Below are 26,966 nucleotides of genomic sequence, written 5' to 3' on the forward strand. Positions count from 1 at the left end.
GGTCACCACATCAGGTCGTCAGGCACCTGGTAGGCGGCGTAGGGATCGTCCGGGTCTGGTTCCCCGCTCTGCACGTTGAGCAGGACCACCCGCTTGGGATCGCGTTCCTGGATGCGCTCGGCGGTCGCCCGCGGCACCACCTCGTAGCGACCCTCATGGCGGACGATGGCTAGACTGCCCTTGCTGAGCTTGTCTCTCATCATGACATTGACCGACAGGCGCTTGACCTTCTTGTCGTCGACGAAGTTGTAGTAATCCTCGGTAGTGAGCTTGGGCAGGCGACTGGTCTCGATCAGTTGCTTGATCTGCGCCTGCTCGGCCTTGCGCTTCTTTTTCTCTTCCTGGGCACGGTTGAGTTCCTGGTCCTTGGCCAGTTTCTCCGCCTGGGCCTGCTGGACGGCCAACTCCTGGGAGCGATCCTTTTCCGCCTGCCCGCGGTGCTCCATGCGGTTCTGCTTCTGCTTCTGCTTGACGGCCTGCTTGGCCTGCTTTTCATTGACCAACCCGGCTTTCAGCAGTTGGTCGCGTAGGGACATGCTCATCGATACGACTCGTCTAGATCATCCAAGAGGGGCGCGGCCGAACGTCAGCCGCGCGCCAGGGTGTTCATCCTGCGCAGCCGACGAACCGAGTGCAAGCCTTTCGCGGGGGTGAAATAATGCGACCATTACCTATCCGCCCCTGGTTCGGGCGCTGCCGATCAAAATTCGCCCATGATTACTCTCGCGATCGTCCTGCTCTTCGTCGCCAGCGTGCTCTTCGTCCACCTTCGCGGACAAGCGCGCCTGCCCTTCCTGCGCCAGTTGGTCAACCACTCGGCAGTCTTCGCCCCCTACAACGCGCTGATGTACCTGTTCTCCAGCGTGCCGTCCAAGCCCTACCTGGATCGCAGCCGCTTTCCGGAACTGGACGTGCTCAAGGACAACTGGCAGGACATCCGTGTCGAAGCCCTGCGCCTGTTCGACGAGGGTTACATCCGCGCGGCGGAAAAGGACAACGATGCCGGCTTTGGCTCCTTCTTCAAGAAGGGCTGGAAGCGCTTCTACCTGACCTGGTACGGCGAGCCGCTGCCGTCCGCCCAGACCCTCTGCCCGCGCACCGTGGAACTGGTGCGGCAGATCCCCAACGTCAAGGGCGCCATGTTCGCCCTGCTACCGGGCGGCAGCCATCTGAATCCGCACCGCGACCCCTTCGGCGGCTCGCTGCGCTATCACCTGGGCCTGGCTACGCCCAACTCGGATGCCTGCCGCATCTATGTCGACGGCCAGCCCTATGCCTGGCGCGACGGCGAGGACGTGATGTTCGACGAAACCTATGTGCACTGGGTGAAGAACGAGACCGACCAGACCCGCGTCATCCTGTTCTGCGACGTGGAGCGGCCGCTGCGCAATCGGCTGCTGACCCGCGTCAACCAGGCGGTCAGTCGCTTCCTAGGCAGCGCCACGGCGCCGCAAAACGTGGAAGGCGAGCGCGTCGGCGGTATCAACCAGGCCTATGCCTTCAGCAAGAGATTCGGGGATCGGATCGGTGGCGGCGTGAAGAAATTCAAGCGGCGCCATCCCAAGGCCTATCGCATCGCCAAGCCAGTGCTGGCCGTGCTGGTAGTGATCGCCCTCTACCAGTGGATCGCCAGCTGAGGCGGCGATCCCGCGCCGGCAGTTTTAGCCGGAGCGCTGTTGACGCTGCTTGTGCAACCGCGTCACCAATTCGGCCTCGGCCTGGGACAGACCACAGGCCTGGGTGAGATCGTCGGCGCTGGCACCTAGCCCCACCAGGCGCGCGGCCTGGGAAAACGACAGACTGGTGGGGTCGCTCTGCTCGATCTGGGTCAACCGATCGGGCAAGGGAGCGACCACCTTGGCCAAGCCTTGGACCTGCTCGCCCATGCGCACCTGCCCCGCCTGGTAGGTTTCCAGACGCTTGAGCAGGATCTGCATGCGCTTGTCGACAAGGGCCTCTCGCTCGGCCAGCTTGGCCGCCTGCTGCTGCTGGCGCTGCCAGAGCAGCCAACAGCAGCCACCGAGGCCGGCACAGGCCAACCCCAGGGCGACGCTGAGCAGGATCAGCCCGACGAGCATCAGATGCTTTCCAGCTCCGACCACTCTTCTTCGGTCATCAGCTTGTCCAGCTCAACCAGGATCAGCAACTCGCCGTTCTTGTTGCACACGCCCTGGATGAACTTGGCGGACTCGTCGTTACCCACGCTCGGCGCCGTCTCGATCTCGGACTGGCGCAGGTAGACCACCTCGGCCACGCTGTCCACCAGGATGCCGACGACCTGCTTGTCGGCCTCGATGATGACGATCCGGGTGTTATCGGTCACTTCGGTGGGCAGCAAACCGAAGCGCTGACGGGTGTCGATCACCGTGACCACGTTGCCGCGCAAGTTGATGATGCCCAGCACGTAGCTCGGGGCACCCGGGACCGGAGCGATTTCGGTGTAGCGCAGGACTTCCTGGACTTGCATCACGTTGATGCCGTAGGTCTCGTTATCCAGACGGAAGGTGACCCATTGCAGGACCGGATCTTCGGAACCCTGTGCGGACGTTTTTTTCATGTTCCCTAGCCTCGTCAATTACCGCACGCGCGGCGAAGCGGGCGAACCCGCTGGTTAGTTGCGGTTGGCGGGCGCCCTAGCGACGGCCGCCAACCACCTGTTCAGCGAGCGCCGCCACATCCAGCAGCGCACACATCTGATCGATCACCGTACCGGCCAGCCAGGGGCGAGTCGCCCGCTGATTACGCCATTTGACCTCGGCGGGGTCCAGCCGGACCGAATGGCTGACGCCGTGTACGGCCAGGCCCCAATCCAGGCCTTGCAGCGATATCACGAATTTCAGTCCCTCGCGATAGTCGTCACGGTAGCGCTCCGGCATCACCCAACGGGCCGTGTCGAGCACGCGCAGATTGCCGGCCTGGCAGGGCAGCAGCCCCAGGAACCAGTCTGGCTGACCGAACAGCGGCGTCAACTCTTCGTCGGTGAGTGGATAGATGGAGCCGAGGCACACCAGAGGCGCGGCCAGGGTCAGGCCCGCGACATCGAACAGCAGGCACTCGAAGGGCTCCTCGCCCCACTCGGGTCGACCTTCCAGCTGCACGGCACTGGGCGGCACCGCCCCGGCCAGCACCGGCTGGGTCGGCATATTGATGCCCAGGGCGATGCCCTCCACGCCCGGACGCACCGGTTCGGCGACCGGGGCCAGGTCGGGGACGCGCCAATCCAGCTCGATATCGGTCTCTGGCACCGCCACGGGCAGCGCCGTGGGTATCAGCACCTCGGGCAGGGTCCGTTCGGCCAGGGCGACGCCCTGCAAACGAGGCGCCAGAGCTACGACCGTGGATTGACGCGCGGCATCGCGTTCGAGCTCCTCGCGCACCGCGGCGGCGAATTCGTCTTCGCTGACGCTGGCGACGGGTTCAGGCAACGCGACAGCGGGCACAGCCGCAGGGGCGACTGGCGCAGCTTCGGCGGTCGGCAGTTCCAGGAACGCATCCAGCAGCAGGGCATCGAGATAGCCCTGAAGGACACGTTGAGGACGATTGTCGAGGGACGTCGGTTGGCTCATGGCGATCTACGTGGGTTGATTGTCCAGCCTATCGGCCGGCGCAGGTGAAAACTTGAATCAGGCGACCTGGCTGCTCGGCGCGCCATCCAGCAAATGCCGCAGCAGCGCTCGATAGGCGATGACGCCGCGGCTGTTGGCTTCGTATTGGGAGGGCACCTGCCCGGAACGACTGGCGTCGCGCAAACGGGTGTCGATCGGGATGAACGCCTGCCATAACTGTTCGGGGTAGGTGTTACGCAGAACCTTGAGGGTGCCGATGGAGGCCTGGGTCCGCCGGTCGAACAGGGTCGGCACTATGGTGTACGGCAGTGCCTGCTTGCGCGAGCGGTTGATCATGCTCAGGGTGTTGACCATCCGTTCGAGGCCCTTGAGCGCGAGGAACTCGGTCTGGGTCGGAATCACCAGGTGCTGGCTGGCCGCCAGGGCATTGACCATCAGCACGCCCAGCAGCGGCGGACTATCGATCAACACGTGGTCGAAGTCGTTCCACAGCTGGGCCAGGCTTTTGGAGATGACCAGCCCCAGACCGCTCTGGCCGGGCGATTGCCGCTCCAGGGTGGCCAGGGCGGTACTGGACGGCAGCATCGACAACTGCGGATGGCTGGTGGGTAGCAACAGCTGCTTCGGCAGCCCATCGGGGACCTGGCCACCATGCTGGAACAGATCGAACACGCTGTGTTCGAGGCTATCCGGATCCTGCCCGAAATAGCTGGTCAGCGAGCCGTGGGGATCGAGGTCCACCAGCAACACCCGCTTGCCGGCATCACCGAGAAGACCGGCGAGGGCAACGGTGGTGGTGGTCTTGCCCACCCCACCCTTCTGATTGGCGATAGCCCAGACTCTCATGTGCAGATTTCCTCCCGACGACATGACCGGCCGGGTCAAGGTGCCGGCGCAGAGGCCGGCGACGAAGATTTGACAGGCGCCCCGTTGGGCGCTGGTTCTCCAGGCGATGTTGCAGATTGTGTGCCAGTCGACGGATTTTGCAAGGTGCTCTGTGGGCGGAACAGGTTGAGATTGCGCGAAATCAGCAGGACCACCCGTCGATTGCGCGCGCGGTTGGCCTCGGTGGTGTTGTCGGTCACCGGCTGGTAGGCACCATAGCCCACGACCGCCAGGCGTTGCGGCGCGATGCCATCGCCGACCAGCAGGCGCACGATGCTGGCCGCGCGGGCAGCCGAGAGCTCCCAATTGGTGGGATAGAGCGCAGTACTGATGGGGCGGTCGTCGGTGTAGCCCTGGACCTGGATCGGATTCTTGTAGGGCGCCAGGATCTTGGCCACCTTTTCCAGCAGGCCGAAGGCCGGGTTGCTCGGCAAGGCATCGCCACTGGAAAACAGCAGGTTGGAATTGAGTTCGATCTCCAGCCAGCTTTCACTGGCATGCAGATTGAGCTGGCCATCGGCGATCAGGTCGCCGAAGGACGAACGCACGCTGGCAGCGATCTGCTGCAACGGATCGACAGCGGGTTGGCTGCTCGCTCCCTGGTTGTTCGACTCCACCACGGGCGGCGCGGCGCCGACCGGATGCTGATCGCCGACCGGGATCGGGCGCAATGAGCGCTCCGGTTGGCTGAAGATGCCCGACAGGCTGTCGGAGAGCACCTTGTACTTGCTCTCGTTCAACGAGGAGATGGAGTACATGACCACGAAGAAGGCGAACAGCAGGGTGATGAAGTCCGCGTAGGAAACCAGCCAGCGCTCGTGGTTCTCATGCTCTTCGGGACGACGGCGGCGACGAGGCATGCGGCGTCCTCCTAGTCCAGGAAACCTTGCAGCTTCAATTCGATGGAACGGGGATTTTCACCCTCGCCGATGGACATCAGGCCTTCCAGCAGCATCTCCCGATAACGCGACTGCTGCTGGCCCAGGGATTTGAGCTTGTTGCCAATGGGGATCAGCAGCAGGTTGGCGAAGCCCACGCCATAGATGGTAGCTACGAAAGCCACGGCGATGCCGCTGCCCAACTGCGAAGGATCGGCCAGATTCTGCATCACGTGGATCAGGCCCATCACCGCGCCGATGATACCGACCGTGGGCGCGTAGCCACCCATGGCTTCGAACACCTTGGCGGCAGCGAGGTCACGATCCTCCTGGCTGTAGAGATCGACCTCCAGAATGCTGCGCAGGGTCTCCGGCTCGGTCCCGTCGACCAATAGCTGCAAGCCCTTGGCAGCGTAGGGATCGGCTTCTCGGGCGACCAGGGGTTCGAGGCCAAGCAGGCCTTCCTTGCGCGCCACATTGCTCCAGTTGACCACCTTGCGGATACCGCCGGTGATATCCAGGCGCGGTGGCTTGAACACCCACGCCAGCATGACCAGGGCCCGCCGCAACACGGGTAGCCGCGTTTGTAGCAGCACCGCGCCCAGGGTGCCGCCGACCACGATCAGCGCGGCCGGCGCGTTGGCCAGGGCGGCGAAGGTACCGCCTTCGAGCAGATTGCCACCCATGATGGCGGTGAACGCCAGCAGGATGCCGATGAGACTCAAAACGTCCAAGACCAACCGCCTCGTTGCGACCGGATGCCTGCCGTCACGAACAGGCCTCGGTCAGATACTTGCCGATATCGTCCAGACCATAGATGGCGTCGGCCAGGTTGGCCTTGGCGATGGCCATGGGCATGCCATAGATGACGCAACTGGCTTCGTCCTGGGCCCACACCTGGCTGCCGACCTGCTTGAGCATGCGGGCGCCTTCGCGACCGTCGGCGCCCATGCCGGTCAGCACCACTGCAAGCACCTTGTCGGCATAGGCCTTGGCCGCGGAGCCGAAGGTGACGTCGACGCAGGGCTTGTAGTTCAGGCGCTCGTCACCGGGCAGGATCTTCACCGTGCCACGACCGTCGACCATCATCTGCTTGCCTCCCGGTGCCAGCAGGGCCAGGCCCGGACGCAGCTGATCACCGTCCTCGGCTTCCTTGACGCTGATGCGGCAAAGCTTGTCGAGACGCTCGGCGAAGGCCTTGGTGAAGGCGGCGGGCATGTGCTGGATGAGCACCAGGGGCGCCGGAAAATTGGCTGGCAGCTGCGTCAGCACACGCTGGAGCGCCACGGGTCCACCGGTGGAGGTACCGATGGCGACCAGCCGGTAGTGCTTGCGCTTGGGCGGCGGTGAAGCAGGAGCGGCAGGTGCATGAGGCGCCGGAGTCCCCGCGCTCGGTGCTGGACGGGGCGTCGGACGGGCACTCGTCGGCGCGGGGGCTGCCGGCGCAGCGGCGGCGGCGACGCTGGGGGCGACGGCGAAGCGCCGATTGGAGCGGGCGATGTGATGAATCTTCTCGCACAGCAGCTTTTGTACGCTGGCGGGATTGCGCGAGATGTCTTCGAAATTCTTCGGCAGATAGTCGACCGCACCGGCATCCAGGGCATCCAGGGTGACGCGGGCGCCTTCATGGGTGAGCGAGGAGAACATCAGCACCGGGGTTGGACACTTCTGCATGATGTGGCGAACGGCGGTGATGCCGTCCATCATCGGCATCTCGTAGTCCATGGTGATGACATCGGGCCGCAGCGCCAGCGCCTGGTCGACCCCTTCACGCCCATTGCTCGCCGTGCCCACCACCGAAATGTTGGGATCGGCCGCCAGGATCTCCTTGAGCCGACGCCGGAAGAAGCCGGAATCGTCCACCACCAGTACATTTACCGGCATACGTTGAAACTCCTAACCTGGGGCGGCGCAGGCCACCCGATGGCGTCGAGCCTCGAGGCCCGACGCCGCTAGTACCCGACCGACTCAGAGCCCGCGACGGGCGTAGCGCTTGAGCATGCTGGGTACATCGAGGATGAGCGCGATGCGGCCATCGCCGGTGATGGTGGCGCCAGACATGCCGGGCGTACCCTGCAGCATCTTGCCCAAGGGCTTGATGACCACCTCTTCCTGACCGACCAGTTGGTCGACCACGAAGCCGATGCGCTGGGTACCGACCGACAGGATCACCACGTGCCCCTCGCCCTGCTCCACATGGGCCGCATTGGGCACCAGCCAACGCTTGAGATAGAACAGCGGCAGCGCCTTGTCGCGCACCACCACCACCTCCTGACCATCCACCACATTGGTGCGGGACAGGTCGAGGTGGAAGATCTCGTTGACGTTGACCAGCGGGAAGGCGAAGGCCTGGTTGCCCAGCATCACCATCAGCGTCGGCATGATCGCCAGGGTCAGGGGCACCTTGATGACGATCTTGGAGCCCTGGCCCTTGGTGGAGAAGACGTTCAGCGTACCGTTGAGCTGGCTGATCTTGGTCTTGACCACGTCCATGCCCACCCCACGGCCGGAGATGTCGGAAATCTCGGACTTGGTGGAGAAACCCGGGGCGAAGATCAGGTTGAAGCACTCGGTTTCGGTCAGACGATCGGCCGCGTCGCGGTCGAGCAGGCCTTTTTCCACGGCCTTGTTGCGCAGCAGGTCCGCGTCCATGCCCTTGCCGTCGTCGGAAATCGACAGGAGGATGTGATCACCCTCCTGCTCGGCGGAGAGCACTACACGTCCCGCGCGGGACTTGCCGCTCTCTTCACGCTCGGCCGGCCCTTCGATGCCGTGGTCGACCGCGTTGCGCACCAGGTGCACCAGCGGATCGGCCAGGGCCTCGACCAGGTTCTTGTCCAGGTCGGTTTCTTCACCGACCAGTTCCAGGTTGATTTCTTTCTTCAGGCTGCGCGCCAGATCCCGTACCAACCGCGGGAAGCGGCCGAATACTTTCTTGATCGGCTGCATCCGCGTCTTCATGACCGAGGTCTGCAGATCGGCGGTGACCACGTCGAGGTTGGACACGGCCTTGGCCATGGCTTCGTCGCCGCTGTTCAGGCCCAGGCGCACCAGGCGGTTACGCACCAGCACCAATTCGCCGACCATGTTCATGATTTCGTCCAGCCGCGCGGTATCGACCCGTACCGTGGTTTCCACCTCGGTAGCGGTCGGCCGTTCGGCCGGCACCGCGGGAGCGACCGGCTTGGCCGGCTCGGCCCGCGCTGGCGCGGCTTCGGCAGCTACCGGCGCCGGCTTCGGCGCAGGTGCTGGTGCGGGCTTGGCAGCAACAGGAGCAGCAGCCACGGGCTCGGACGCAACCGCAGGACCACTGAACTTGCCCTTGCCGTGCAGCTCGTCGAGCAAGGATTCGAATTCGTCGTCGGTGATCTCATCGCTCGTCGCCGCCACTGGCGCGGCAGCGGATGCCGCCGCGACAGGTGCAGCAGCTTCGCTTGCAGCGAACTTGCCCTTGCCGTGCAGTTCGTCGAGCAGGGCTTCGAATTCGTCATCGGTGATGTTTTCGCCACCCGCGGCAGCTGGCGTAGGCGCTGCCACGGGGGCAGCGACGGCCTCGGCTGGCGCTTCGCTGAACTTGCCCTTGCCATGCAGCTGATCGAGCAGAGCTTCGAATTCGTCATCGGTGATGTCGTCACCGCCAGCGACCGGACTGACCTCGGTAGCGGCGGCCTGCTCGGCACCCGGCTCGGCGCCCAGGGCATCGAGGAGATTCTGGAATTCGGCGTCGCTGAGTTCCGGCTCAGCCGACTCGGCCGCGGCAGGGGTCGGCGCTGGCACAGGCGGCGCGACGGGCGCGGCAGCGACCGGGGCAGGCGTGGGAGCCACGGCGGGCGCACTGCCTGCCGGCTCGGCCAGGCGCGCCAGGGCAGCCAGGAGTTCAGGCGAGGCAGGAGTGGGCTCTTCACGCTCCCGGACCTGGCTGAACATTTCGTTGACCGAGTCGAGGGCCTGCAGCACCACGTCCATCAATTCGGCATCTACGCGGCGTTCACCCTTGCGCAGGATATCGAAGACGTTTTCCGCGATATGGCAGCACTCGACCAGCGTATGAAGCTGAAGGAATCCGGCACCGCCCTTGACGGTATGGAAGCCCCGGAAAATGGCATTCAGCAGATCCATGTCATCCGGGCGGCTTTCCAGCTCGACCAATTGCTCGGACAACTGTTCGAGAATCTCGCCGGCCTCAACTAGGAAATCCTGAAGGATTTCTTCATCGGCGTCGAAGCTCATTCCTGCACTCCCAAAGAGGGTCTGGGTCAGAAGCCCAGACTGGATAGAAGATCGTCGACGTCGACCTGAGCGGCCACGACGTCTTCACGCTTATCGGCATGAATCTGCGGACCTTCACCCTTCATCGTCTTTTCTTTTCGGTTTTGTTCGATCAGTGCGGTGTGATCGTGGCTGAAGCCGGTGTAGCGGTCGACCTGGCTGGCCATCATCACCAGCTTGACGAGGTCTTTCTCGATCTGCCCGACGAGATTGACCACCCGCTTGATCACCTGCCCGGTGAGATCCTGGTAATCCTGCGCCAGGAGGATGTCGTTGAGCTTGGCCGACAATTGTCCGGCGCTGCTCTCGCTATGGCTCAGGAAGGTGTCGACGCGCTTGGCGAGTTCGCGAAATTCCTCGGCGCCCATTTCCCGGCGCATGAACTTCTTCCAATCCCCGTGCAAGGCCCGGGCCTCGTCGCCGAAGTTGCCTACCAGCGGGGCACTCTCCTCCACCAGATCCATGGTCCGGTTGGCGGCGTTCTCGGTCATCTTCACCACGTAGGAGAGACGATCGGTGGCATCGCTGATCTGGGAAACCTCTTCGCCGGCCACACCGCGCGGATCGATCTCGAAGTTGACGATGGCGTTGTGCAGCTCACGGGTCAGCTTGCCGACCTCCTGGTAGAGACCTCGGTCGCGAAGCTGATTGAGCTCATTGATGACGTGTACGGCCTGGGTGAAGTCGCCGCTCTCCAGGCATTTCACCAGCTCTTGGGCGTGCTGTTTTAGATTCGACTCGAAGTCGCTGAAGCTGTTCTTGCCAAGCTGATCCATAACGTCCCCGCGGCTTTCTTCAGCCGTTCACCCGCTCGAAGATCTTGTCGATCTTTTCTTTCAATACCTGCGCGGTGAAAGGCTTTACCACATAGCCGTTCACGCCGGCCTGGGCGGCTTCGATGATCTGCTCGCGCTTGGCTTCGGCGGTTACCATCAGCACCGGCAGGGTCTTCAGGCGCGCATCGGCGCGGACCTGGCGCAGCAGGTCGATGCCGGTCATGCCGGGCATGTTCCAGTCGGTGACGAGGAAGTCGAAGTTGCCGCTCTGCAGCATCGGCAGTGCGGTGTTGCCATCGTCCGCCTCGGCGGTATTGGTAAAGCCCAGATCGCGCAGCAAATTCTTGATGATGCGTCTCATCGTGGAAAAATCGTCCACGATGAGGATTTTCATGTTCTTGTCCAAGTCGACCTCCGTCCTAAGTCAGCACACGCGCCGTGACGCGCGCCTAAGCAATCGTAGTAGCCTGAGTACCAGCCCGTTAACGTGAACGCCAATCCGCCAGCCGAGCCCGCAGGCGCGCCGCGCATTGACTGTGGAGCTGGCAGACCCGGGATTCGCTCACTCCCAACACCTCGCCGATTTCCTTGAGGTTGAGTTCCTCGTCGTAATACAGCGAGAGCACCAGGCGTTCACGCTCCGGAAGATTGGCGATGGCGTCGGCCAGAGCCTTGCGGAAGCGCTCGTCTTCCAGGCCGCGACCGGGCTCGAGTTCATGCGAACCGCTCTCCTCGAGCCCATGCTCACCCCCCTCCATAAGGTCGTCGAAACTGAATAGGCGACTTCCCATGGTGTCGCCAAGGATGCCGTAGTACTCATCCAGACTCAATTTAAGTTCGGCAGCGACTTCGGAATCTTTAGCGTCGCGACCAGTGCGCGCTTCCACCGCCCGAATGGCGTCGGTGACCATGCGCGTGTTGCGATGGACCGAGCGTGGCGCCCAGTCGCCCTTGCGGACCTCGTCGAGCATGGCCCCGCGAATACGGATACCGGCGTAGGTCTCGAAGCTCGCACCCTTGCCGGAATCGTATTTACGCGAGGCCTCCAGCAGGCCGATCATGCCGGCCTGCATCAGGTCTTCGACCTGGACGCTGGCCGGCAAGCGCGCCAACAGGTGGTAGGCGATACGCTTCACCAACGGCGCGTAGCGGTTGATGAGTTGCTCCTGCTGGGTACGTTCCGAAGTTCTGCTGTACATGCGAAGCCCGCTGGATGCTGTCATGCGTGGGTACCGATGGCTGGTTGCACAAGGCGCTCGACAAAGAACTCGAGGTGGCCGCGTGGATTGGCCGGCAGTGGCCAGCCATCGACTTTTTGCGCCACCGCACGAAAGGCCAGCGAGGCCTTGGCACGCGGAAAGGCTTCGTAGACGGGGCGCTGTTTCTGTACCGCCTTGCGCACCGCTTCGTCGAACGGAATGGCGCCCACGTATTGCAGGGCGACATCCAGGAATCTGTCGGTCACTTTGGTCAGCTTAGCAAAGAGATTGCGACCTTCCTGGGGTGTTAGGGCCATGTTCGCCAGCACCCGGAAGCGGGTGACGCCATGGTCGCGATTGAGCAGTTTGATCAGGGCGTAGGCATCGGTGATGGAGGTGGGTTCGTCGCACACCACCACCAGGACTTCCTGGGCGGCGCGAACGAAGCTGACCACCTGATCGCCGATGCCCGCGGCGGTATCGACGATGAGCACGTCGAGATTCTCGCTGATGTCACTGAAGGCCTGGATCAGACCGGCGTGCTGGGCTGGCGTCAGATTGACCATCGCCTGGGTGCCCGACGCCGCCGGAACGATGCGGATGCCACCCGGCCCGGTCAGCAGTACGTCACGCAGATCGCACTCGCCGGCGATCACGTCGGCCAGGGTGCGCTTGGGCGAGAGGCCCAGGAGAACGTCGATGTTGGCCAGGCCCAGGTCGGCGTCGAGCAGCATGACGCGCCGCCCGATATCAGCCAGGGCCAAGGCCAGGTTGACCGACACATTGGTCTTGCCGACACCGCCTTTACCGCCCGTTACCGCGATGACTTGGACGGGATGCATGCTACCCATTGCCTGATACCTTTGATTGAAATCCGTCACACTTTAGACCAAGTGCATTTGGCGTGCCCAGACATGCGATGCACCTCTGCCGTTCGTCTGCGCTAGCCGGCGCGGCGGGCGGCGTTTTGGTACAGGCCGGCGAACATCCCGGCCATGGTTTCTTCGCTGGGTTCTTCCGGCGCCTGCAGGCTCACCGCGCGGCTCACCAGTTGGTGGCTGCGGGCCGCATGCAGGTCGTCCGGGATACGCGGGCCGTCGGCGATGTAGGCCACCGGCAGGCGCTGGGTGATGGCCAGGCCCAGGGCTTCGCCAAGGCTGGCGGCTTCGTCCAGCTTGGTCAGCACGCAGCCGCTCAGGCCGCAGCGCCGATAGCTGTGATAGGCCGACTTGAGCACCTGGCTCTGGCTGGTGACGCCGAGCACCAGGTAGTTGCGGATCTTCAGCTGGCGGTTGGCCAGGGCTTCGAGCTGCACCTTGAGCGCCGGATCGTTGGCGGGCATGCCCGCGGTGTCGATCAGAACCAGGCGCTTGCGTGCCAGCGGCGCCAGGGCCTGAGCCAGGGACTGACCCGGATCGACCAGGGTCACCGGCACGTCGAGGATGCGGCCGAGGGTCTTGATCTGCTCCTGGGCGCCGATGCGGAAACTGTCCATGCTGACCAATGCCAGGCTCTGCGGTCCGTACTTGAGGACATAGCTGGCGGCGAGCTTGGCCAGGGAGGTGGTCTTGCCCATGCCGGCCGGACCGACGAAGGCGACGATGCCGCCCTCCTCCAGGATCTTGGCGTCGGTGGTCTTGGCCAGTTGCGCGAAGTTGGCCAGCAGCATGCGCCAGGCGTGGCGTGGCTCCTGAATCTTGGCCACGCTGTCGAGCAGGTGGCGGGCCAGGTCGGCCGGCAGACCCATACGCTGCAGACGGCGCCAGAGCCCGGCTTGCTGCGGACGGGTGGACTGCACCTGGGTCCAAGCCATGGAGCCGAGTTGGACTTCCAGCAATTCACGCAGGCCACTGAGTTCGCTGCGCATGGCTTCCAGGGCGCGACGGTCTGCCGGCGCTGCGCTGGCGGTAGCAGCGGCGGCGGCCGGCTGGGGCGCGCGCGGCGGCGCGATCACCGGCTCACGACGGCTGTCGGCGGCGCTGATGGCGCCGAGCAGTTGCTTGTCCTTCGGCGCCGCCGAGGGCACGCCCGGCGCGCGGATGCTGAGGTCGGCATGGGCCTGGGCGATCTTCGCATGGGTCTTGCGCAACTCCGCCTGCAATTCGGCGTTGGGCGCAGCCGGTGCCGGGGCCTGGTAATCCAGGGCCGCGGTCAGCTCGATCCCGCCGGCGACCCGGCGGTTACCGAGGATGGCGGCATCCGGACCCAGCTCGTCGCGTACCAGCTTCATGGCTTGACGCATATCGGCGGCGAAGAAACGTTTGACTTGCATGATCTAGACCTCAGCCATTCTGGCCAACGGTAGCGACGATGGTGACCTGCTTGTTGTCCGGAATTTCCTGGTAGGCCAGTACACTCATGTTTGGCGCCGCCATCCGTGCGAAGCGGGACATCATCCCGCGGATCGCACCGGCTACCAGCAGCACCACCGGCTTACCCATCATTTCCTGACGCTGCGCCGCCTCGACGAGGGAACGCTGCAGTTTTTCCGCCATGCCAGGCTCGAGGAACATACCGTCCTCAGCGCCTTGACCGGCCTTCTGCATACTACTTAGCAACATCTGTTCCAACCTTGGTTCAAGGGTGATAACAGGCAGCTCAGGCTCCATTCCAACGATGTTCTGGACGATTGCGCGGGACAGGGCGACTCGCACGGCACCGGCGATCGCGGCGGGATCTTGACTCCGCGGACCGACGTTGGCGATGGCTTCGGCGATGGTCCGGATGTCGCGGACCGGGACCTGCTCCTGCAGCAACTGCTGGAGGATCTTGAGCAGGGTCGACAGGGAGACGATGCCGGGCACCAGTTCCTCGGCCAACTTGGGCGAACTCTTGGCCAGGACCTGCAGCAATTGCTGGACTTCTTCGTGGCCGATCAGCTCATGGGCGTGCTTGAAGAGGATCTGGTTGAGGTGGGTGGCGACCACGGTGCTGGCGTCGACCACCGTGTAGCCGAGGGATTGGGCCTGGTCGCGCTGGGTGACGTCGATCCAGACGGCCTCGAGACCGAATGCCGGATCCTTGGCGGCCACCCCGTTGAGGGTGCCATAGACCTGGCCCGGGTTGATGGCCAGTTCGCGATCGGGATAGATCTCGGCCTCGGCCACGCTCACACCCATAAGAGTCAGACGATAGGCATTGGGCAGCAGGTCCAGGTTGTCGCGGATATGCACCGAGGGCATGAGGAAACCGAGGTCCTGGGAGAGCTTCTTGCGCACACCCTTGATCCGCGCCAGCAGTTGCCCACCCTGGTTGCGGTCGACCATGGGGATCAGCCGGTAGCCGACTTCCAGACCGACCATGTCCACCGGCGTCACGTCGTCCCAGCCCAGCTCCTTGGCCTCGGCCGGACGCTGCACGGGGGCCAGGTCCTGCTGCTTCTTGGCCTCGACCTCGGCGGTCTGCTTGGCCTGGCGTTGACGCTTGTAGATCAGCCAGGCACCCGCGGCGGCACCACCGCCCAGGCCGAGGAACGGCAGGTGCGGCATGCCCGGCACCAGGCCCATGGCGATGATGATGAAGGCCGAGACCGCCAGCGCCTTGGGCGAGGCGAACATCTGACGATTGACCTGCTGGCCCATGTCTTCCGAGGAAGAGACCCGGGTCACCATGATGGCGGCGGCCACCGACAGCAAGAGCGCCGGGACCTGGGCGACCAGGCCGTCACCGATGGTCAGCAAGGCATAGATGCGCGCGGCATCGCCGAACGGCAGGCCGTGCTGGACCATGCCGATGGCCATGCCGCCGATGAGGTTGATGAAGAGGATCAGCAGGCCGGCGATGGCGTCACCGCGAACGAACTTGCTGGCACCGTCCATGGAACCGTAGAAGTCGGCTTCCTGGCCGACTTCGGTCCGGCGCTTCTTGGCTTCGGCCTGGTCGATGATGCCGGCGTTGAGGTCGGCGTCGATGGCCATCTGCTTGCCGGGCATGGCGTCCAGGGTGAAACGAGCCGACACCTCGGAGATACGGCCGGCACCCTTGGTGACCACCACGAAGTTGATGATCATGAGGATGGCGAAGACCACCGCACCGACCACGTAGTTACCGCCAACCACCACCTCACCGAAGGCCTGGATGACCTTGCCCGCGGCGTCGTGGCCATCCTGGCCGTGCAACAGCACCACGCGGCTCGAAGCCACGTTCAGCGCCAGGCGCAGCAGGGTCGAGACCAGCAGAATGGTCGGGAAAACGGCGAAATCCAGCGGCCGCAGGGCGTAGACGCTGACCAGCAGGACCACGATCGACAGGGCGATGTTGAAGGTGAACAGCACGTCCAGCAGGAACGGCGGCATCGGCAGCGTCATCATGGCGAGCATCGCCAGGACGGCCAACGGCACGCCCAGGTTGCCGCGCGCCAGACCACGCATGTTGCCCAACATCAGGGATTTGTCGACTTTCACACCCGTTCCTCGCTTGCTCGCGCTGCCGTCACGGAAAGTTGACGCAGCGCACTGTTCGCAAGGGCTTGAGCAAGCTCCGGGCCAACTGCTCAACATGTTGAAACAGCGAGGTTTTTCAAAGGCGGGACAGCATTGGTAACGGATCGCCGAGCACGCCGGGTGAACCGTGCGAGAAGGACGCAGGTCTGTCTAGGGACCCGCGCTAGCGCGCCTATCCGAGGAACATCACAATGAAAATCTGGACCGCGACGCTGTTGGCCACCTGCCTGGTGGGCACTGCCCAGGCCGCTGAATCCCTGACCATTCCCATGAACAAGATCTCGACCGACGGTGTGGGCGAGAGCGTCGGCAGCGTTCAGGTGACCCGGTCCAAGTACGGCCTGGTCTTTACGCCCGATCTCAAGGGCCTGGAGCCCGGCATCCACGGCTTCCATGTGCATACCAAGCCCAACTGCGGTCCGGCCGAGGTGGATGGCAAGGCGACCGCTGGCGGTGCTGCAGGGGGGCATCTCGATCCGCGCAACACTGGCAAACACAGCGCGCCCTGGTCGGATGACGGCCACCTGGGTGAATTGCCGGCGCTCTACGTGACGGCCGACGGCCAGGCGACCCAACCGGTGCTGGCGCCGCGCCTCAAGCGTCTGGAAGAGCTCAAGGGCCACGCCCTGATGATCCACGCCGGCGGCGACAACTATGCTGATCAGCCCAAGCCACTCGGCGGTGGCGGCGCTCGCGTGGTGTGCGGCGTCATCAAGTAGCCGGCTTGCCCTGCTCGTCTCGCCGCAAATCCGGCGGGATGGGCAGGTCGGCCAGCTTAGGCTTGCGCCCGCGCCCAGCACGGAACTGCCTGAGCTGGTAGACGTAGGCCAGGACCTGGGCCACGGCCACATACAGCCCGGCAGGAATCTCCTGGTCCACCTCCGTGGAGTAGTACACCGCCCGGGCCAGACCGGGTGATTCCAGCAGGGAAACCTGGTGTTCCTGGGCGATCTCGCGGATCTTCAGGGCGGTGAAGTCGCTCCCCTTGGCCACCAGGATCGGCGCTCCGCCCTTGGCCGCGTCATATTTCAGCGCCACGGCGAAGTGGGTCGGGTTGGTGATGACCACATCGGCGTTGGGGACCTCGGCCATCATGCGCCGCTGCGCCATCTGCCGCTGCATCTGGCGGATCTTGCCCTTGACCTCGGGCTTGCCTTCGCTGTCCTTGTATTCGTCCTTGATCTCCTGCTTGGTCATCATCAGCTTCTTGCGGTTGCTGAAGATTTGGAAGGGGACGTCTATGGCAGCGATGATCAACAGACCCATGGCCAGCAACAGGGTGGCGTGTCCCACCACCTGCATGCTGTGCAGCAGCGCTTGTTCGAGCGGCAGCTTGGCAATCTGCAACAGCGCTGTACGCTCGTTCATCAGCACCAGCACCGAAACGCCAAGGATGATGACGAATTTGCCCAGGGCCTTGAGCAGCTCCACCAGGGAATTCTTGGAAAACATCCGCGCTATGCCGGACAAGGGATTCATCCGGCTGGCCTTGGGCGCCAATACCTTGCCGGAGAACAGAAAGCCACCCAGGGCGATGTGGCCGACGATGGCACAGATGACCACCAGGGCGATCATCGGCAGCATCCCCACCATGGCCGCCTTGCCCGAGGCCAACAGGAAGGTGCCCATGAAGCGCTCGTCCATCACCTCCTCGCGGCGCAAGGAGAAATTGGCGCGCATCACCTCCAGCAGCTTGCCGCCGAGGAAGGCGCCATACATCAGCAAGCCACCTACGCCAGAGAGCATGACGGCTACCGTACCGAGTTCGCGTGAGCGCGGGAGCTGACCTTCCTCCCGAGACTCACGCTTGCGTTTGTCGGTTGGGTCTTCTGTGCGGTCTTCGCCATCGGATTCAGCCATGCGGCATACCTCCTAGTGTGGTGTCTCAGAAGTTCGCGCAAGAATTGGCGAGTGATTTTTTGGTCCGGGCCAGGCGCCGCGCCGAGTCATAGCAGGGCTATGGCGAGGAGTGGCAACGCAGTCCGCGCCGAAAAAGCGCCGCCAAAATTGTGCAGACAACTTTTGAGACATCACACTAGCGGGCTCGGGCGAGTTCGCGCAGCCATTGCAGCGCCTCGCTGGCGAGACTTTCATAGTGGGACAGGATATCCGCGGTGCCGAGCCAGACGATGATCATGCCCAGCACCACGATCAGCGGCATACCGACGGAGAAGATGTTCAGCGACGGCGCGGCGCGGGTCATGATGCCGAAGGCAATATTGACCACCAGCAGCGCGGTGATCGCGGGCAAGACCAGCAGGATACCGGCGCCGAGCACCCAGCCCAGCCGACCGGCCAGCTGCCAGAAGTCGTCGACGTTCAGGGTGTTGCCCACCGGCAGGGTGACGAAGCTTTCCGCGAGGATCTCGAACACCACCAGGTGACCGTTCATGGCCAGGAACAGCAGGGTCACCAGCATGGTGAAGAATTGCCCCATCACCGGCGCCGAGGCGCCGTTGACCGGATCGATCATGGAGGCGAAGCTCAGGCCCGCCTGGGTGGAGATGATCTGGCCGGCCACCACGAAGACATGGAAGAACAGCTGCAGGCTGAAGCCCATCATCGCGCCGATCAGGATCTGCTCGACGATCAGCGGCATGGCCTGCAGGCTGATGGCATCCACCTGCGGCATGGGTGGCAGCGTGGGGACCAGTACCAGGCTCAGGGCCAGGGCCAGGTACATCCGTACCCGCACCGGTACCAGGGTGGTGCCGATGATCGGCATGGTCATCAACAGCGCCGCGATGCGGAACAGCGGAAACAGGAAGCTGCCAACCCAGCCGCCAATCTGGGCGTCGCTGAGTTCGAGCATGACCTAGCCGATCAGCCGCGGAATATTGGTGACCGAGGTCTGGATGAACTCCATCAGCTGCCTGATCATCCAGGGCCCGAGCACGATCAGCGTCAATAGGGTTACGATCAGCCGCGGCAGGAAGCTCAGAGTCTGCTCGTTGATCTGGGTCGCCGCCTGGAAGATCGCCACGATCAGGCCGACGATCAGACTCGGCACCACCAGTACCGTGACCAGCAGAGCGGTGAGCCAGAGGCCCTGGCGAAACAGATCGACGGCGACTTCAGGGGTCATTTCGCTTCTCCACGCGAAGAGGCACCGCTAGACGGTGCCGAAACTGCTGGCCAGGGTGCCCATGATCAACGCCCAGCCATCGACCAGCACGAACAGCATCAGCTTGAACGGCAGGGAGATGATCATGGGCGACAGCATCATCATGCCCATGGCCATCAGCACGCTGGCGATCACCAGGTCGATCACCAGGAAGGGAATGAAGATCATGAAGCCGATCTGGAAGGCGGTCTTGAGTTCGGAGGTGACGAAGGCCGGTACCAGGATCGACAGCGGTGCCTGGTCGGGACTGGCGATGTCGGTGCGCTTGGACAGGCGCATGAACAGATCCAGATCCGACTGCCGGGTCTGGCCCAGCATGAAGTCCTTCATCGGCACCTGCGCTCGACTGATGGCGTCCTGGGCACTGAGTTGCTCGTTCAGATACGGCTGGACGGCCGTGGTGTTAATGCGGTCGAACACCGGCGCCATGATGAACAGCGTCAGGAACAGCGCCATGCCCACCAGCACCTGGTTGGACGGCGTGGTCTGCAGACCCAGCGCCTGGCGCAGGATGGCAAAGACGATGACGATGCGGGTGAAGCTGGTCATCAGCATGACGAACGCCGGGATGAAGCTCAGCGCCGTCATGATCAGCAGGATCTGCAGGCTGACCGAATATTCCTGCTGACCCTGGGGGTTGGTGCTCAGGGTGATGGCGGGGATGGACAAGGGATTGCCCTGCCCGGCCTGCTGCGCCAGCGCCAGGGGCGCGAACAGCAGCACGGCCAACCCCAGCAGCCAGCCCAGGGTACGCCCAAGGCCGGCCGGTAGACGCGAGAGAATCATGGTTTCGCCTTGGGATCGCGGCTAATGAGTTCCAGCAGGCGCTGGGCGAATTCCGGCGTGGCCGCTTCGGCGTCGCCCAGACGTACCGGTTCGCGCAGGGTATGCAACGGCGTGATACGGCCACCGGCGACGCCGATCAAGAGCTGCTCCTGACCGACCTGGATCAGCACCAGCCGCTCGCGCGGGCCGAGGTGTTGGGTCGAGATCACCTTGATCGCCTGCTGGCCGCGCGGCCCTTGCTGCTGCACGCGACGCACCAGCCAGGCCAGGCCGAGAATCAGGCCGATCACCAGCAACAGGCCGAGCACTAGTTGCCCGAGCTGCGTACCCACATCCAGCCCAGGGCTGGTGGCTTCGGCGGCGTTCGCGGTCAGGGGCAGCACACTCAGCGGCAGGAGCAGACTCTTCATGGGTCACCGCAGCTTCTTGATACGTTCCGTGGGGCTGATGACGTCGGTCAGACGGATCCCGAATTTCTCGTTCACCACCACCACCTCACCATGGGCGATCAGCGTACCATTCACCAGCACATCCAGCGGCTCGCCAGCCAAACGGTCGAGTTCGATGACCGAACCCTGGTTGAGCTGCAAGAGGTTGCGGATGGAGATGTCGGTATGACCGACCTCCATGGAAATGGTCACGGGGATGTCGAGGATCACATCCAGGTTGGGACCTTCCATACCGCTCACTGCCAATCCTCCGCTGCTCTGGCCGAATTCCTCGACCGGCGCCTTGGGCGGCTTGGGCGCCTCGGGCGCCACCGGTGCAGTACCCTGGGCCATCAGGGCATCGATGTCGTCCTGGCTGGCATCGCCGGCCTCGGCCAGGGCCGCGGCCCACTCGTCCGCCAGGGCTTGTTCTTCGGGGTTATCTGCCATCGTCTCTGTCTCGCGCTACGCCAGGCCTTGGCCCGGACGGAAAAAACGGTTGTCGCTCAGCGGCCGCGGCTGACCGGTTCGAGAATCTGCAGGGCCAGATTGCCCTTGCGCGCCCCCATCTTGACCTTGAAGGTGGGCATGCCATTGGCTCGCATGAGCATCTCTTCCGGCATCTCCACCGGGATCACATCGCCGGGCTGCATGTTAAGGATATCGCGGAGTTTGAGTTGGCGTCGGACAACCGTCGCCTCCAACGGCACCCGCACGTCCAGCAGGTCCTCGCGCAAGGCCTTCACCCAACGCTCGTCCTGGTCGTCCACATCCGACTGGAAACCGGCATCGAGCATCTCGCGGATCGGCTCGATCATCGAATAGGGCATGGTCACGTGCAGCTCGCCGCCACCGCCGTCCAGTTCGATGTTGAAGGTGCTCACCACCACCACCTCGCTGGGGCTGACGATGTTGGCCAATGCCGGGTTGACCTCGGAATTCATGTATTCGAACTGGCAGTCGAGCATGGCGCCCCAGGCTTCCTTGAGATCGATGAAGCATTGGTCGAGCACCATGCGCACCACGCGCAGCTCGGTGGGGGTGAATTCACGACCCTCGATCTTGGCATGACGGCCATCGCCGCCAAAGAAGTTGTCCACCAGCTTGAACACCAGCCGGGCATCGAGGATGAACAGCGCGGTCCCGCGCAGCGGCTTCATCTTGACCATGTTGAGGCTGGTGGGCACGTACAGCGAATGGATGTATTCGCCGAACTTGGTGACCTGCACGCCGCCCACGGAAACGTCCGCCGAGCGCCGCAACAGGTTGAACATGCTGACCCGGGTATAGCGGGCGAAGCGCTCGTTGATCATTTCCAGGGTCGGCATGCGACCGCGGACGATGCGATCCTGGCTGGTCAGGTCGTAACCCTTGATCGCCCCCGGCTCGACGTCGGTCTCGGTCTCGACGATGCCATCGTCGACCCCGTGCAGCAGGGCATCGATTTCATCCTGGGAAAGCAGATCTTGCACGGCCATGGCGTTACCTATTGCAGGACGAGATTGGTGAACAGTACCTGTTCGATAGCGGTGTGGCCGGTCAGTTTCTTGGCCAGCTCCTGAACCTTGCTGGTCGCCTGCTGGCGCAGCATTTCCTTGCCGACCGGGGTGAGCAGGCTATTGAAGTCCTGTCCGGAGAAGAGCATGACCAGTTGGTTGCGTACCTGGGGCAATTGCTCCTTGAGCGCATCCATCTGCGCCTGGTCGCGTCCCATCAGGGTGACCGTGACCTGCATGTAACGCTGGCGACCATCGGCGTTGTAGTTGACCACGAAAGCCGGCACCAACGGTTGGTAGACCGCCGCCAGGTGGACCGGTGCCGCCGGCGCGGCGGGTGCGGCGTGCTCGGGTTCGGCGCCTTTCTTGCCCAGCAGGAACCAGGTCGCCCCCACCGAGGCGCCAATGACCAGCAGCAGCGCCACGACGATGATGATGATGAGTTTGAGCTTGCCTTTGCCCTTGCCTTCCGCGGGTGCGCCTTCTGCCGCAGGTGCCTGCTTCTTCGCCATATGTACTCGACCGCTGCTTGTCTGAAGCGCCCCCTCAACGGAGGGCGCGGCTAACTTATTGATGCGAAGGGGATATAGCAGGTGCGGCCGAGGCTGTCACCTGGCAGCCGGGTCGTGACCATCAGGCGTAGTAGTCGACCAGGCTGCGCGCGGCCAGGGTTGCCGTGCCACGCGTCTCGGCCACGCTGGCCAAGGGCTCCTCTTCTCCACCGCCGGCGGCGCCGCCACGGCCCCGCCGCGATCCGTCGTTCTGCGCGCCTTGCTGCGACTGCTGCCAGGCCTGACCGGAGGATTGATCGGAGACGTTGACGTTGGACAGGTTCATGCCTTGCTGGGCGAAGAGCTCCCGCAGCCGCTGACTGCCATTGTCCAGGGCCTCGCGGACGTCCGCGTGGGGACTGGCAAAGGTGACCTGGGTCTGGTCCTGGGTCATGTCGATGCGCACCTCCAATTTACCCAGTTGCGCCGGCTCCATCTGGATGTCGGCGGTCTTGAGATTCTGGCTGGACATCCACATGACCTTGTCCACCACGGCTTCGCTGAAATTGCCGGCCTGGGGATTGAGCGCCTGGCCGGGTACCGTCGCCGTGACCGGACGCGCCGTCTGCGCCGGTGTACTGAGCGACTGCGACAGCGCGGTGAGCTTGTCGGCGAAGGCCTCGGGCTTGCTCGGAATGGCCGCATCCTTGTTGGCATTTCCCTGATCCTGAGTCGCAGCCAGCGCCGCCACTGCGGCGGCCTGGTCAGCGCCAGGCACAGCGGCAGGCTGCCCTGGCAGCAGGGCGTTGAGCTGGTTTGCCGCCAGGTTATTGGCGGTCGTCGCGGCCTTGTTCGCCTCGCCCTGGCCTTGCGGGGACTGGCTGAGCACCTGCGCCAGTCCGGCATCCTGGGCCGGCTGGTCGCCAGGCTGGGCGACCACCATGGCGCCGGGTTGCGTACCGGCAGCAGCTGCCTGGGTGCCAGTGGCCACCGCGCCGGCGAGGATGGCAGCGGGGTCCAGGGTTTGCGCCTCCTTGGTCGTCGAGGCGGTAGTCGTCGCGGTGGGAGTCGCCAGCGCTTGAGTAGGCGTCGGCGCCGGTGTGGGGAATTGACCGGTCATGCCGAGCATGAACAAGGGATCCAGTACCGTAGCGACAGGCTCCTGGGTCTCTTCGCCCTTGGCCACCGGCAAGGTCTTGCCGTCGTCGTCGCCCTTGGCTGCCACCTTGTCATCGGTCTTTGCCGCCGAATCGGTGGAAGGCTTGGCGTCCGCGGTACGGTCGTCGTCATCATCACGCTTCACGCGATCATCGTCGTCACGCCCACGGGCAGGTTCGCTCTTGCGTGCCTGGCTGGTGGCCTTGGTATCGCTGGTATCGCGGGGCTTCTCGCTACGCGCCGGCTCACGCGGCTGCTCCTGGGCGAAGACGTCGGCGAAGCGCTCCTGCGAAGCCGGGCGATCCTGGGGAGTCGGGGTCTTGGGCACGGCCCTGCCGGTAGCGGTGGCAGGGCTTGCGGTGTTCAACAGGAAATCGGGCACGACGGCCATGGAATGCTCCGAATGACGGGTTTTCCAGAACCTAGCAAGGAGCGCGCCAGCTCCAAACGCCAGCGCTTTGACGAGCCTCAGGTCGCGTAGCGCTGCCGCTCGACCTTGAAGAGAATGCGCACGATGGCGAACTCACGCTCGATCGCGGAGATGCCCATGGCCAACTCGGCGGTGGCGGCTCGCCGCCGCGCGCCCTCCTCCACGTCACGACACAGCTGCGCCAAGGGCATGGCGCCCATGTTGCCGGCACTGCCCTTGAAGCTATGGGCGAATTGGCGAACCTGCTCGGGATCTCCGCCAATCACGCTGCGCTTGAGGGCGGCGATCCGCTCTTCGCAATCGACCAGGAAGGTTTCGATGAGTCCGACGTACTCTTCTTCCATGCAGTCGCGCAGGCTGGCGAGCGTATCCGGATCGAGGTGACTGGTAAACATCGGTTTCTCACTGACTACAGGACAGAGGACGCAGTGACGATCGCCTAGAGATAGGCCGAACGTACACGCTGAGCATACTCGTCCATCTGTTTCTGTTCGCGCTTGTCTTCGACCAGGCGCTGCTCCTGCTTGTAACGCTCGACCAGTTTGCGCAGCCCCTCCAGGCGCGCATAGCGTTCCTGCCATTGGGTGCGCGCCTTGGCCACCACGTCGCGATGCCACTGGGCGTTGCGCTCCTGCTGACCGATGGCCTCTTCCAGCTGACTGAGAAAGCGCTGGTAACCGATCAGCCACTGACCGCTGACGCCGCGGCTGCCATTCACCACCAGCCGCTGCTGGTAATCCTCGCGATAGCGCTGCAACTCGCCCAACTTGAATTCCGCTTGCGCCAGCTGCTGCTGGCACTGCCCCAAGCGCTGAGCGGCGTCGCGCTCTTCGCGCTCGCTCATTTCCACCACGGGGCCCAGACGTTCGGCTCTGCCTTTCATGATCTATCAGCCTCCCAATACGGCTTGGAGATTGGCGGCGCTCTGCTCCAGCGACTCGCTCTCGCGCAAGCCCTGCCGCAGGAATTGCTGCATCGGGGCATAGCGGGCGATCGCCAGATCGGTTTCGGCATTCCCACCGGGCACATAGGCACCGACGCTGAGCAGGTCCTTGGCCTGCTGGTAAAGCGACCAGAGCTGCTTGACGCGCTGGGCGTTGCGCAAATGCTCCGGACTGACCACCTGGGGCATCACCCGGCTGATGGACGCCTCGATGTCGATGGCGGGATAGTGGCCCTCTTCGGCCAGCCGCCGCGACAGCACGAAGTGACCATCCAGCACCCCCCGCGCCGAGTCGGCGATGGGATCCTGCTGATCGTCCCCTTCCGACAGCACAGTATAGAACGCCGTGATCGAACCCCCACCCTTTTCCGCGTTGCCGGCCCGCTCCACCAGCCGTGGCAGCTTGGCGAACACCGACGGCGGATACCCCTTGGTCGCCGGCGGCTCGCCGATGGCGAGGGCAATCTCCCGCTGCGCCTGGGCATAGCGGGTCAGGGAATCCATGAGCAGCAGGACATTCTTGCCCTTGTCGCGGAAATACTCGGCGATACGAGTGCAATACATGGCCGCACGCAGGCGCAACAGCGGCGCATCGTCCGCCGGCGAGGCGACGACCACCGCGCGCTTGATGCCCTCCTCGCCCAGGATATGCTCGATGAATTCCTTCACCTCACGGCCCCGCTCGCCGATCAGCCCGACCACGATGATCTCGGCCTTGGTGAGGCGGGTCATCATGCCGAGCAGCACGCTCTTACCGACGCCGGTACCGGCGAACAGGCCCAGGCGCTGGCCACGCCCTACCGTCAACAAACCGTTGATGCTGCGGATCCCCACATCGAGGGGCTCACTGATGGGTTCGCGCTTGAGCGGGTTGATGGTCGGGCCGTCCATCGGCACCCAGTCCTCGGCGCGCATACGCCCCTTGCCGTCCAGGGCATTGCCCAGGCCGTCGAGCACCCGACCGAGCATGGACATGCCCATGGGCAGGCGGCCGGTGTCCGGTACCGGCACCACGCGGGCGCCAGGGGCGATGCCAGCGAGGCTGCCCACCGGCATGAGAAAGGTCTTGTCGCCATTGAAGCCCATTACCTCGGCTTCGACTTCCACCGGCTGATAGCCACCACCATTGATCAGTCGGCAGCGACTGCCCACGGCGGCGCGCAGGCCTTCGGCCTCCAGGGTCAGACCGACCATGCGCAGCAGGCGGCCCTCGATCACCGGCTGCTGCTCGACCCGAATGGCTTCGTCGTAACCGCTCAGCCGCCGCTCGAAGCTCAGACGTTCAAGACGCATGGGGCGTCTCCTCGATATCGATGTGCAGATCGGGGTCCTGGGGCTGGGTCGCCTGATGACGCTGCTGCTCGGCGAGCTGGGTCAGCGCCTGGGCCAGCCGCGTCTCGATACTGGCGTCGATGACACTGCTCTCGGTCTCGATCCGGCAACCGCCGGGCATGAGGGTCTCGTCCTCGAGGATACGCCAACTCTCCTCGTGACGATCGCGCAGGGCCTTCATCAGTTCGAAGTCCTGGGGGCTGACCTGGATGCGGATATTCTGGGCGCCCATGGGCAACAGCTTCAGGGCCGTACGCACCACCTGGCCCAGTTGGCTGGAGTCGAGCTTGAGCTCGCGCTGAATGACTTCGCGAGTGATATGCCGCACCAGCTGCACCATGCCGGCTTCCAGTGCCTGATCCTGCTCGCCGATGGGATCGAGCAGATGACTCATCAGGGTTTCCAGACTCGCCAGCCGCGCGGTGAGCGCCGCCTCGGCTTCCTGGCGGGCCTTGAGCTGACCGGCGTGGTAGCCGTCGCGCTCGCCGGTCACGAAGCCCTCGTTATAGGCTTCCTGACGAATCGCCTCCAGTTCTTCGAGGGTGATCGGCTGGACCTCTTCGACCGGGACCTCTTCGATCTGAGGCTCCGGCTGCGGTTCGGGTTCAGGAACCGCAGCCGCCGGAGCTTGCTCGGGCTCGTCGAAGCTGTCGAAGGCCGGCAGCCGCCAGACATCGACAGCCTCCAGATCCCGTGCCCTGATCAGATCGCTCGCCGATTCTTTGCTCATCACCTATCCGTCAGAAAACCGCTACTGACCGGA

General features: G+C 64.0%; 30 protein-coding genes. 2 read left to right on the top strand and 28 right to left on the bottom strand.

Going from position 1 to position 26,966, the window contains the following annotated elements:
- Nucleotides 1-2 precede the first annotated feature (2 nt).
- A complete protein-coding gene (locus FAZ11_RS20425; RefSeq protein WP_058761261.1) occupies nt 3-542 on the bottom strand; it encodes a DUF2058 domain-containing protein in 540 nt (179 codons plus the stop codon).
- A gap of 171 nt (nt 543-713) precedes the next feature.
- Between FAZ11_RS20425 and FAZ11_RS20430 the strand changes: the two genes are divergently transcribed.
- Nucleotides 714-1,637 (top strand): aspartyl/asparaginyl beta-hydroxylase domain-containing protein, encoded by a 924-nt coding sequence (locus FAZ11_RS20430; protein ID WP_058761262.1) that lies wholly within the window; start codon nt 714-716, stop codon nt 1,635-1,637.
- Between the two features lie 24 nt (nt 1,638-1,661).
- Here FAZ11_RS20430 and FAZ11_RS20435 read toward each other — a convergent pair whose 3' ends face one another.
- The 14 genes from FAZ11_RS20435 to flhA form a co-directional block, all read right to left on the bottom strand.
- The gene (locus tag FAZ11_RS20435; RefSeq protein WP_058773035.1) at nt 1,662-2,078 is read right to left on the bottom strand and encodes a DUF2802 domain-containing protein; all 417 of its coding nucleotides are present in this window, start codon (nt 2,076-2,078) and stop codon (nt 1,662-1,664) included.
- Nucleotides 2,078-2,557 carry a chemotaxis protein CheW gene (locus tag FAZ11_RS20440; RefSeq protein ID WP_058761264.1) on the bottom strand — a complete coding sequence of 160 codons (480 nt, stop codon included), beginning with the start codon at nt 2,555-2,557 and terminating at the stop codon, nt 2,078-2,080. Before FAZ11_RS20440 ends, FAZ11_RS20435 begins: the two co-directional genes overlap by 1 nt.
- Nucleotides 2,558-2,633: 76 nt before the next feature.
- Entirely contained in the window at nt 2,634-3,566 is a 933-nt protein-coding gene (locus FAZ11_RS20445; protein ID WP_058773034.1) for a chemotaxis protein CheW, read from the bottom strand.
- Between the two features lie 57 nt (nt 3,567-3,623).
- The gene (locus tag FAZ11_RS20450; RefSeq protein ID WP_058761266.1) at nt 3,624-4,412 is read right to left on the bottom strand and encodes a ParA family protein; all 789 of its coding nucleotides are present in this window, start codon (nt 4,410-4,412) and stop codon (nt 3,624-3,626) included.
- Nucleotides 4,413-4,447: 35 nt separating this feature from the next.
- Complete coding sequence (gene motD / locus FAZ11_RS20455) at nt 4,448-5,311, bottom strand: flagellar motor protein MotD (protein WP_058765976.1); 864 nt, start codon at nt 5,309-5,311, stop codon at nt 4,448-4,450.
- An 11-nt stretch (nt 5,312-5,322) separates the two neighbouring features.
- On the bottom strand, nt 5,323-6,063 hold the full coding sequence (locus tag FAZ11_RS20460) for a flagellar motor protein (RefSeq protein ID WP_058773033.1): 741 nt from the start codon (nt 6,061-6,063) through the stop codon (nt 5,323-5,325).
- A gap of 34 nt (nt 6,064-6,097) precedes the next feature.
- Nucleotides 6,098-7,213: a protein-glutamate methylesterase/protein-glutamine glutaminase gene (locus FAZ11_RS20465; protein ID WP_137279513.1), complete on the bottom strand. Its 1,116-nt coding sequence runs from the start codon at nt 7,211-7,213 to the stop codon at nt 6,098-6,100.
- 84 nt (nt 7,214-7,297) lie between these two features.
- The gene (locus tag FAZ11_RS20470) at nt 7,298-9,559 is read right to left on the bottom strand and encodes a chemotaxis protein CheA (protein WP_058765974.1); all 2,262 of its coding nucleotides are present in this window, start codon (nt 9,557-9,559) and stop codon (nt 7,298-7,300) included.
- Nucleotides 9,560-9,585: 26 nt separating this feature from the next.
- A complete protein-coding gene (locus FAZ11_RS20475) occupies nt 9,586-10,374 on the bottom strand; it encodes a protein phosphatase CheZ (protein WP_058761271.1) in 789 nt (262 codons plus the stop codon).
- A gap of 19 nt (nt 10,375-10,393) precedes the next feature.
- Entirely contained in the window at nt 10,394-10,768 is a 375-nt protein-coding gene (locus FAZ11_RS20480) for a chemotaxis response regulator CheY (RefSeq protein WP_169853335.1), read from the bottom strand.
- Nucleotides 10,769-10,856: 88 nt separating this feature from the next.
- Nucleotides 10,857-11,597: an RNA polymerase sigma factor FliA gene (gene fliA / locus FAZ11_RS20485; protein ID WP_099049413.1), complete on the bottom strand. Its 741-nt coding sequence runs from the start codon at nt 11,595-11,597 to the stop codon at nt 10,857-10,859.
- Entirely contained in the window at nt 11,594-12,424 is an 831-nt protein-coding gene (fleN, locus tag FAZ11_RS20490; RefSeq protein WP_099049414.1) for a flagellar synthesis regulator FleN, read from the bottom strand. Before fleN ends, fliA begins: the two co-directional genes overlap by 4 nt.
- 92 nt (nt 12,425-12,516) lie before the next feature.
- On the bottom strand, nt 12,517-13,845 hold the full coding sequence (gene flhF / locus FAZ11_RS20495; protein WP_058773032.1) for a flagellar biosynthesis GTPase FlhF: 1,329 nt from the start codon (nt 13,843-13,845) through the stop codon (nt 12,517-12,519).
- Nucleotides 13,846-13,855: 10 nt separating this feature from the next.
- The gene (flhA, locus tag FAZ11_RS20500; protein WP_058761338.1) at nt 13,856-15,955 is read right to left on the bottom strand and encodes a flagellar biosynthesis protein FlhA; all 2,100 of its coding nucleotides are present in this window, start codon (nt 15,953-15,955) and stop codon (nt 13,856-13,858) included.
- A gap of 251 nt (nt 15,956-16,206) precedes the next feature.
- Here flhA and sodC point away from each other — a divergent pair, with 251 nt between their 5' ends.
- Nucleotides 16,207-16,734: a superoxide dismutase family protein gene (gene sodC, locus FAZ11_RS20505; protein WP_058765972.1), complete on the top strand. Its 528-nt coding sequence runs from the start codon at nt 16,207-16,209 to the stop codon at nt 16,732-16,734.
- On the opposite strand, the gene flhB is transcribed toward sodC, so the two are convergent.
- From flhB to fliH, 13 genes are all read right to left on the bottom strand, one after another.
- Entirely contained in the window at nt 16,727-17,875 is a 1,149-nt protein-coding gene (flhB, locus tag FAZ11_RS20510; protein ID WP_058773031.1) for a flagellar biosynthesis protein FlhB, read from the bottom strand. The genes sodC and flhB overlap by 8 nt on opposite strands.
- Nucleotides 17,876-18,050: 175 nt before the next feature.
- Nucleotides 18,051-18,827: a flagellar biosynthetic protein FliR gene (gene fliR / locus FAZ11_RS20515; protein ID WP_058765970.1), complete on the bottom strand. Its 777-nt coding sequence runs from the start codon at nt 18,825-18,827 to the stop codon at nt 18,051-18,053.
- Nucleotides 18,828-18,830: 3 nt separating this feature from the next.
- Nucleotides 18,831-19,100, bottom strand: a complete 270-nt coding sequence (gene fliQ, locus FAZ11_RS20520) for a flagellar biosynthesis protein FliQ (RefSeq protein WP_058761277.1) — start codon at nt 19,098-19,100, stop codon at nt 18,831-18,833.
- 27 nt (nt 19,101-19,127) lie between these two features.
- The gene (gene fliP / locus FAZ11_RS20525) at nt 19,128-19,925 is read right to left on the bottom strand and encodes a flagellar type III secretion system pore protein FliP (protein ID WP_058773030.1); all 798 of its coding nucleotides are present in this window, start codon (nt 19,923-19,925) and stop codon (nt 19,128-19,130) included.
- Complete coding sequence (gene fliO / locus FAZ11_RS20530) at nt 19,922-20,335, bottom strand: flagellar biosynthetic protein FliO (RefSeq protein WP_058761279.1); 414 nt, start codon at nt 20,333-20,335, stop codon at nt 19,922-19,924. Before fliO ends, fliP begins: the two co-directional genes overlap by 4 nt.
- A gap of 3 nt (nt 20,336-20,338) precedes the next feature.
- On the bottom strand, nt 20,339-20,803 hold the full coding sequence (fliN, locus tag FAZ11_RS20535; protein ID WP_058761280.1) for a flagellar motor switch protein FliN: 465 nt from the start codon (nt 20,801-20,803) through the stop codon (nt 20,339-20,341).
- Nucleotides 20,804-20,859: 56 nt separating this feature from the next.
- Nucleotides 20,860-21,831: a flagellar motor switch protein FliM gene (gene fliM / locus FAZ11_RS20540; RefSeq protein ID WP_058761281.1), complete on the bottom strand. Its 972-nt coding sequence runs from the start codon at nt 21,829-21,831 to the stop codon at nt 20,860-20,862.
- Between the two features lie 8 nt (nt 21,832-21,839).
- A complete protein-coding gene (gene fliL, locus FAZ11_RS20545) occupies nt 21,840-22,361 on the bottom strand; it encodes a flagellar basal body-associated protein FliL (protein ID WP_058761282.1) in 522 nt (173 codons plus the stop codon).
- A 121-nt stretch (nt 22,362-22,482) separates the two neighbouring features.
- Nucleotides 22,483-23,889, bottom strand: a complete 1,407-nt coding sequence (locus tag FAZ11_RS20550; RefSeq protein ID WP_058773029.1) for a flagellar hook-length control protein FliK — start codon at nt 23,887-23,889, stop codon at nt 22,483-22,485.
- Between the two features lie 77 nt (nt 23,890-23,966).
- The gene (locus FAZ11_RS20555; protein ID WP_058761284.1) at nt 23,967-24,323 is read right to left on the bottom strand and encodes an Hpt domain-containing protein; all 357 of its coding nucleotides are present in this window, start codon (nt 24,321-24,323) and stop codon (nt 23,967-23,969) included.
- A gap of 44 nt (nt 24,324-24,367) precedes the next feature.
- Nucleotides 24,368-24,811, bottom strand: a complete 444-nt coding sequence (gene fliJ, locus FAZ11_RS20560) for a flagellar export protein FliJ (protein ID WP_058761285.1) — start codon at nt 24,809-24,811, stop codon at nt 24,368-24,370.
- Between the two features lie 6 nt (nt 24,812-24,817).
- Nucleotides 24,818-26,164, bottom strand: coding sequence for a flagellar protein export ATPase FliI (gene fliI / locus FAZ11_RS20565; protein ID WP_058761286.1), 1,347 nt, complete (start codon nt 26,162-26,164; stop codon nt 24,818-24,820).
- Nucleotides 26,154-26,933, bottom strand: coding sequence for a flagellar assembly protein FliH (gene fliH, locus FAZ11_RS20570; RefSeq protein ID WP_081049668.1), 780 nt, complete (start codon nt 26,931-26,933; stop codon nt 26,154-26,156). The genes fliI and fliH overlap by 11 nt, the downstream gene beginning before the upstream one ends.
- Nucleotides 26,934-26,966: the final 33 nt, after the last annotated feature.

Source organism: Pseudomonas rhizoryzae (assembly GCF_005250615.1).
GTDB lineage: Bacteria > Pseudomonadota > Gammaproteobacteria > Pseudomonadales > Pseudomonadaceae > Chryseomonas > Chryseomonas rhizoryzae.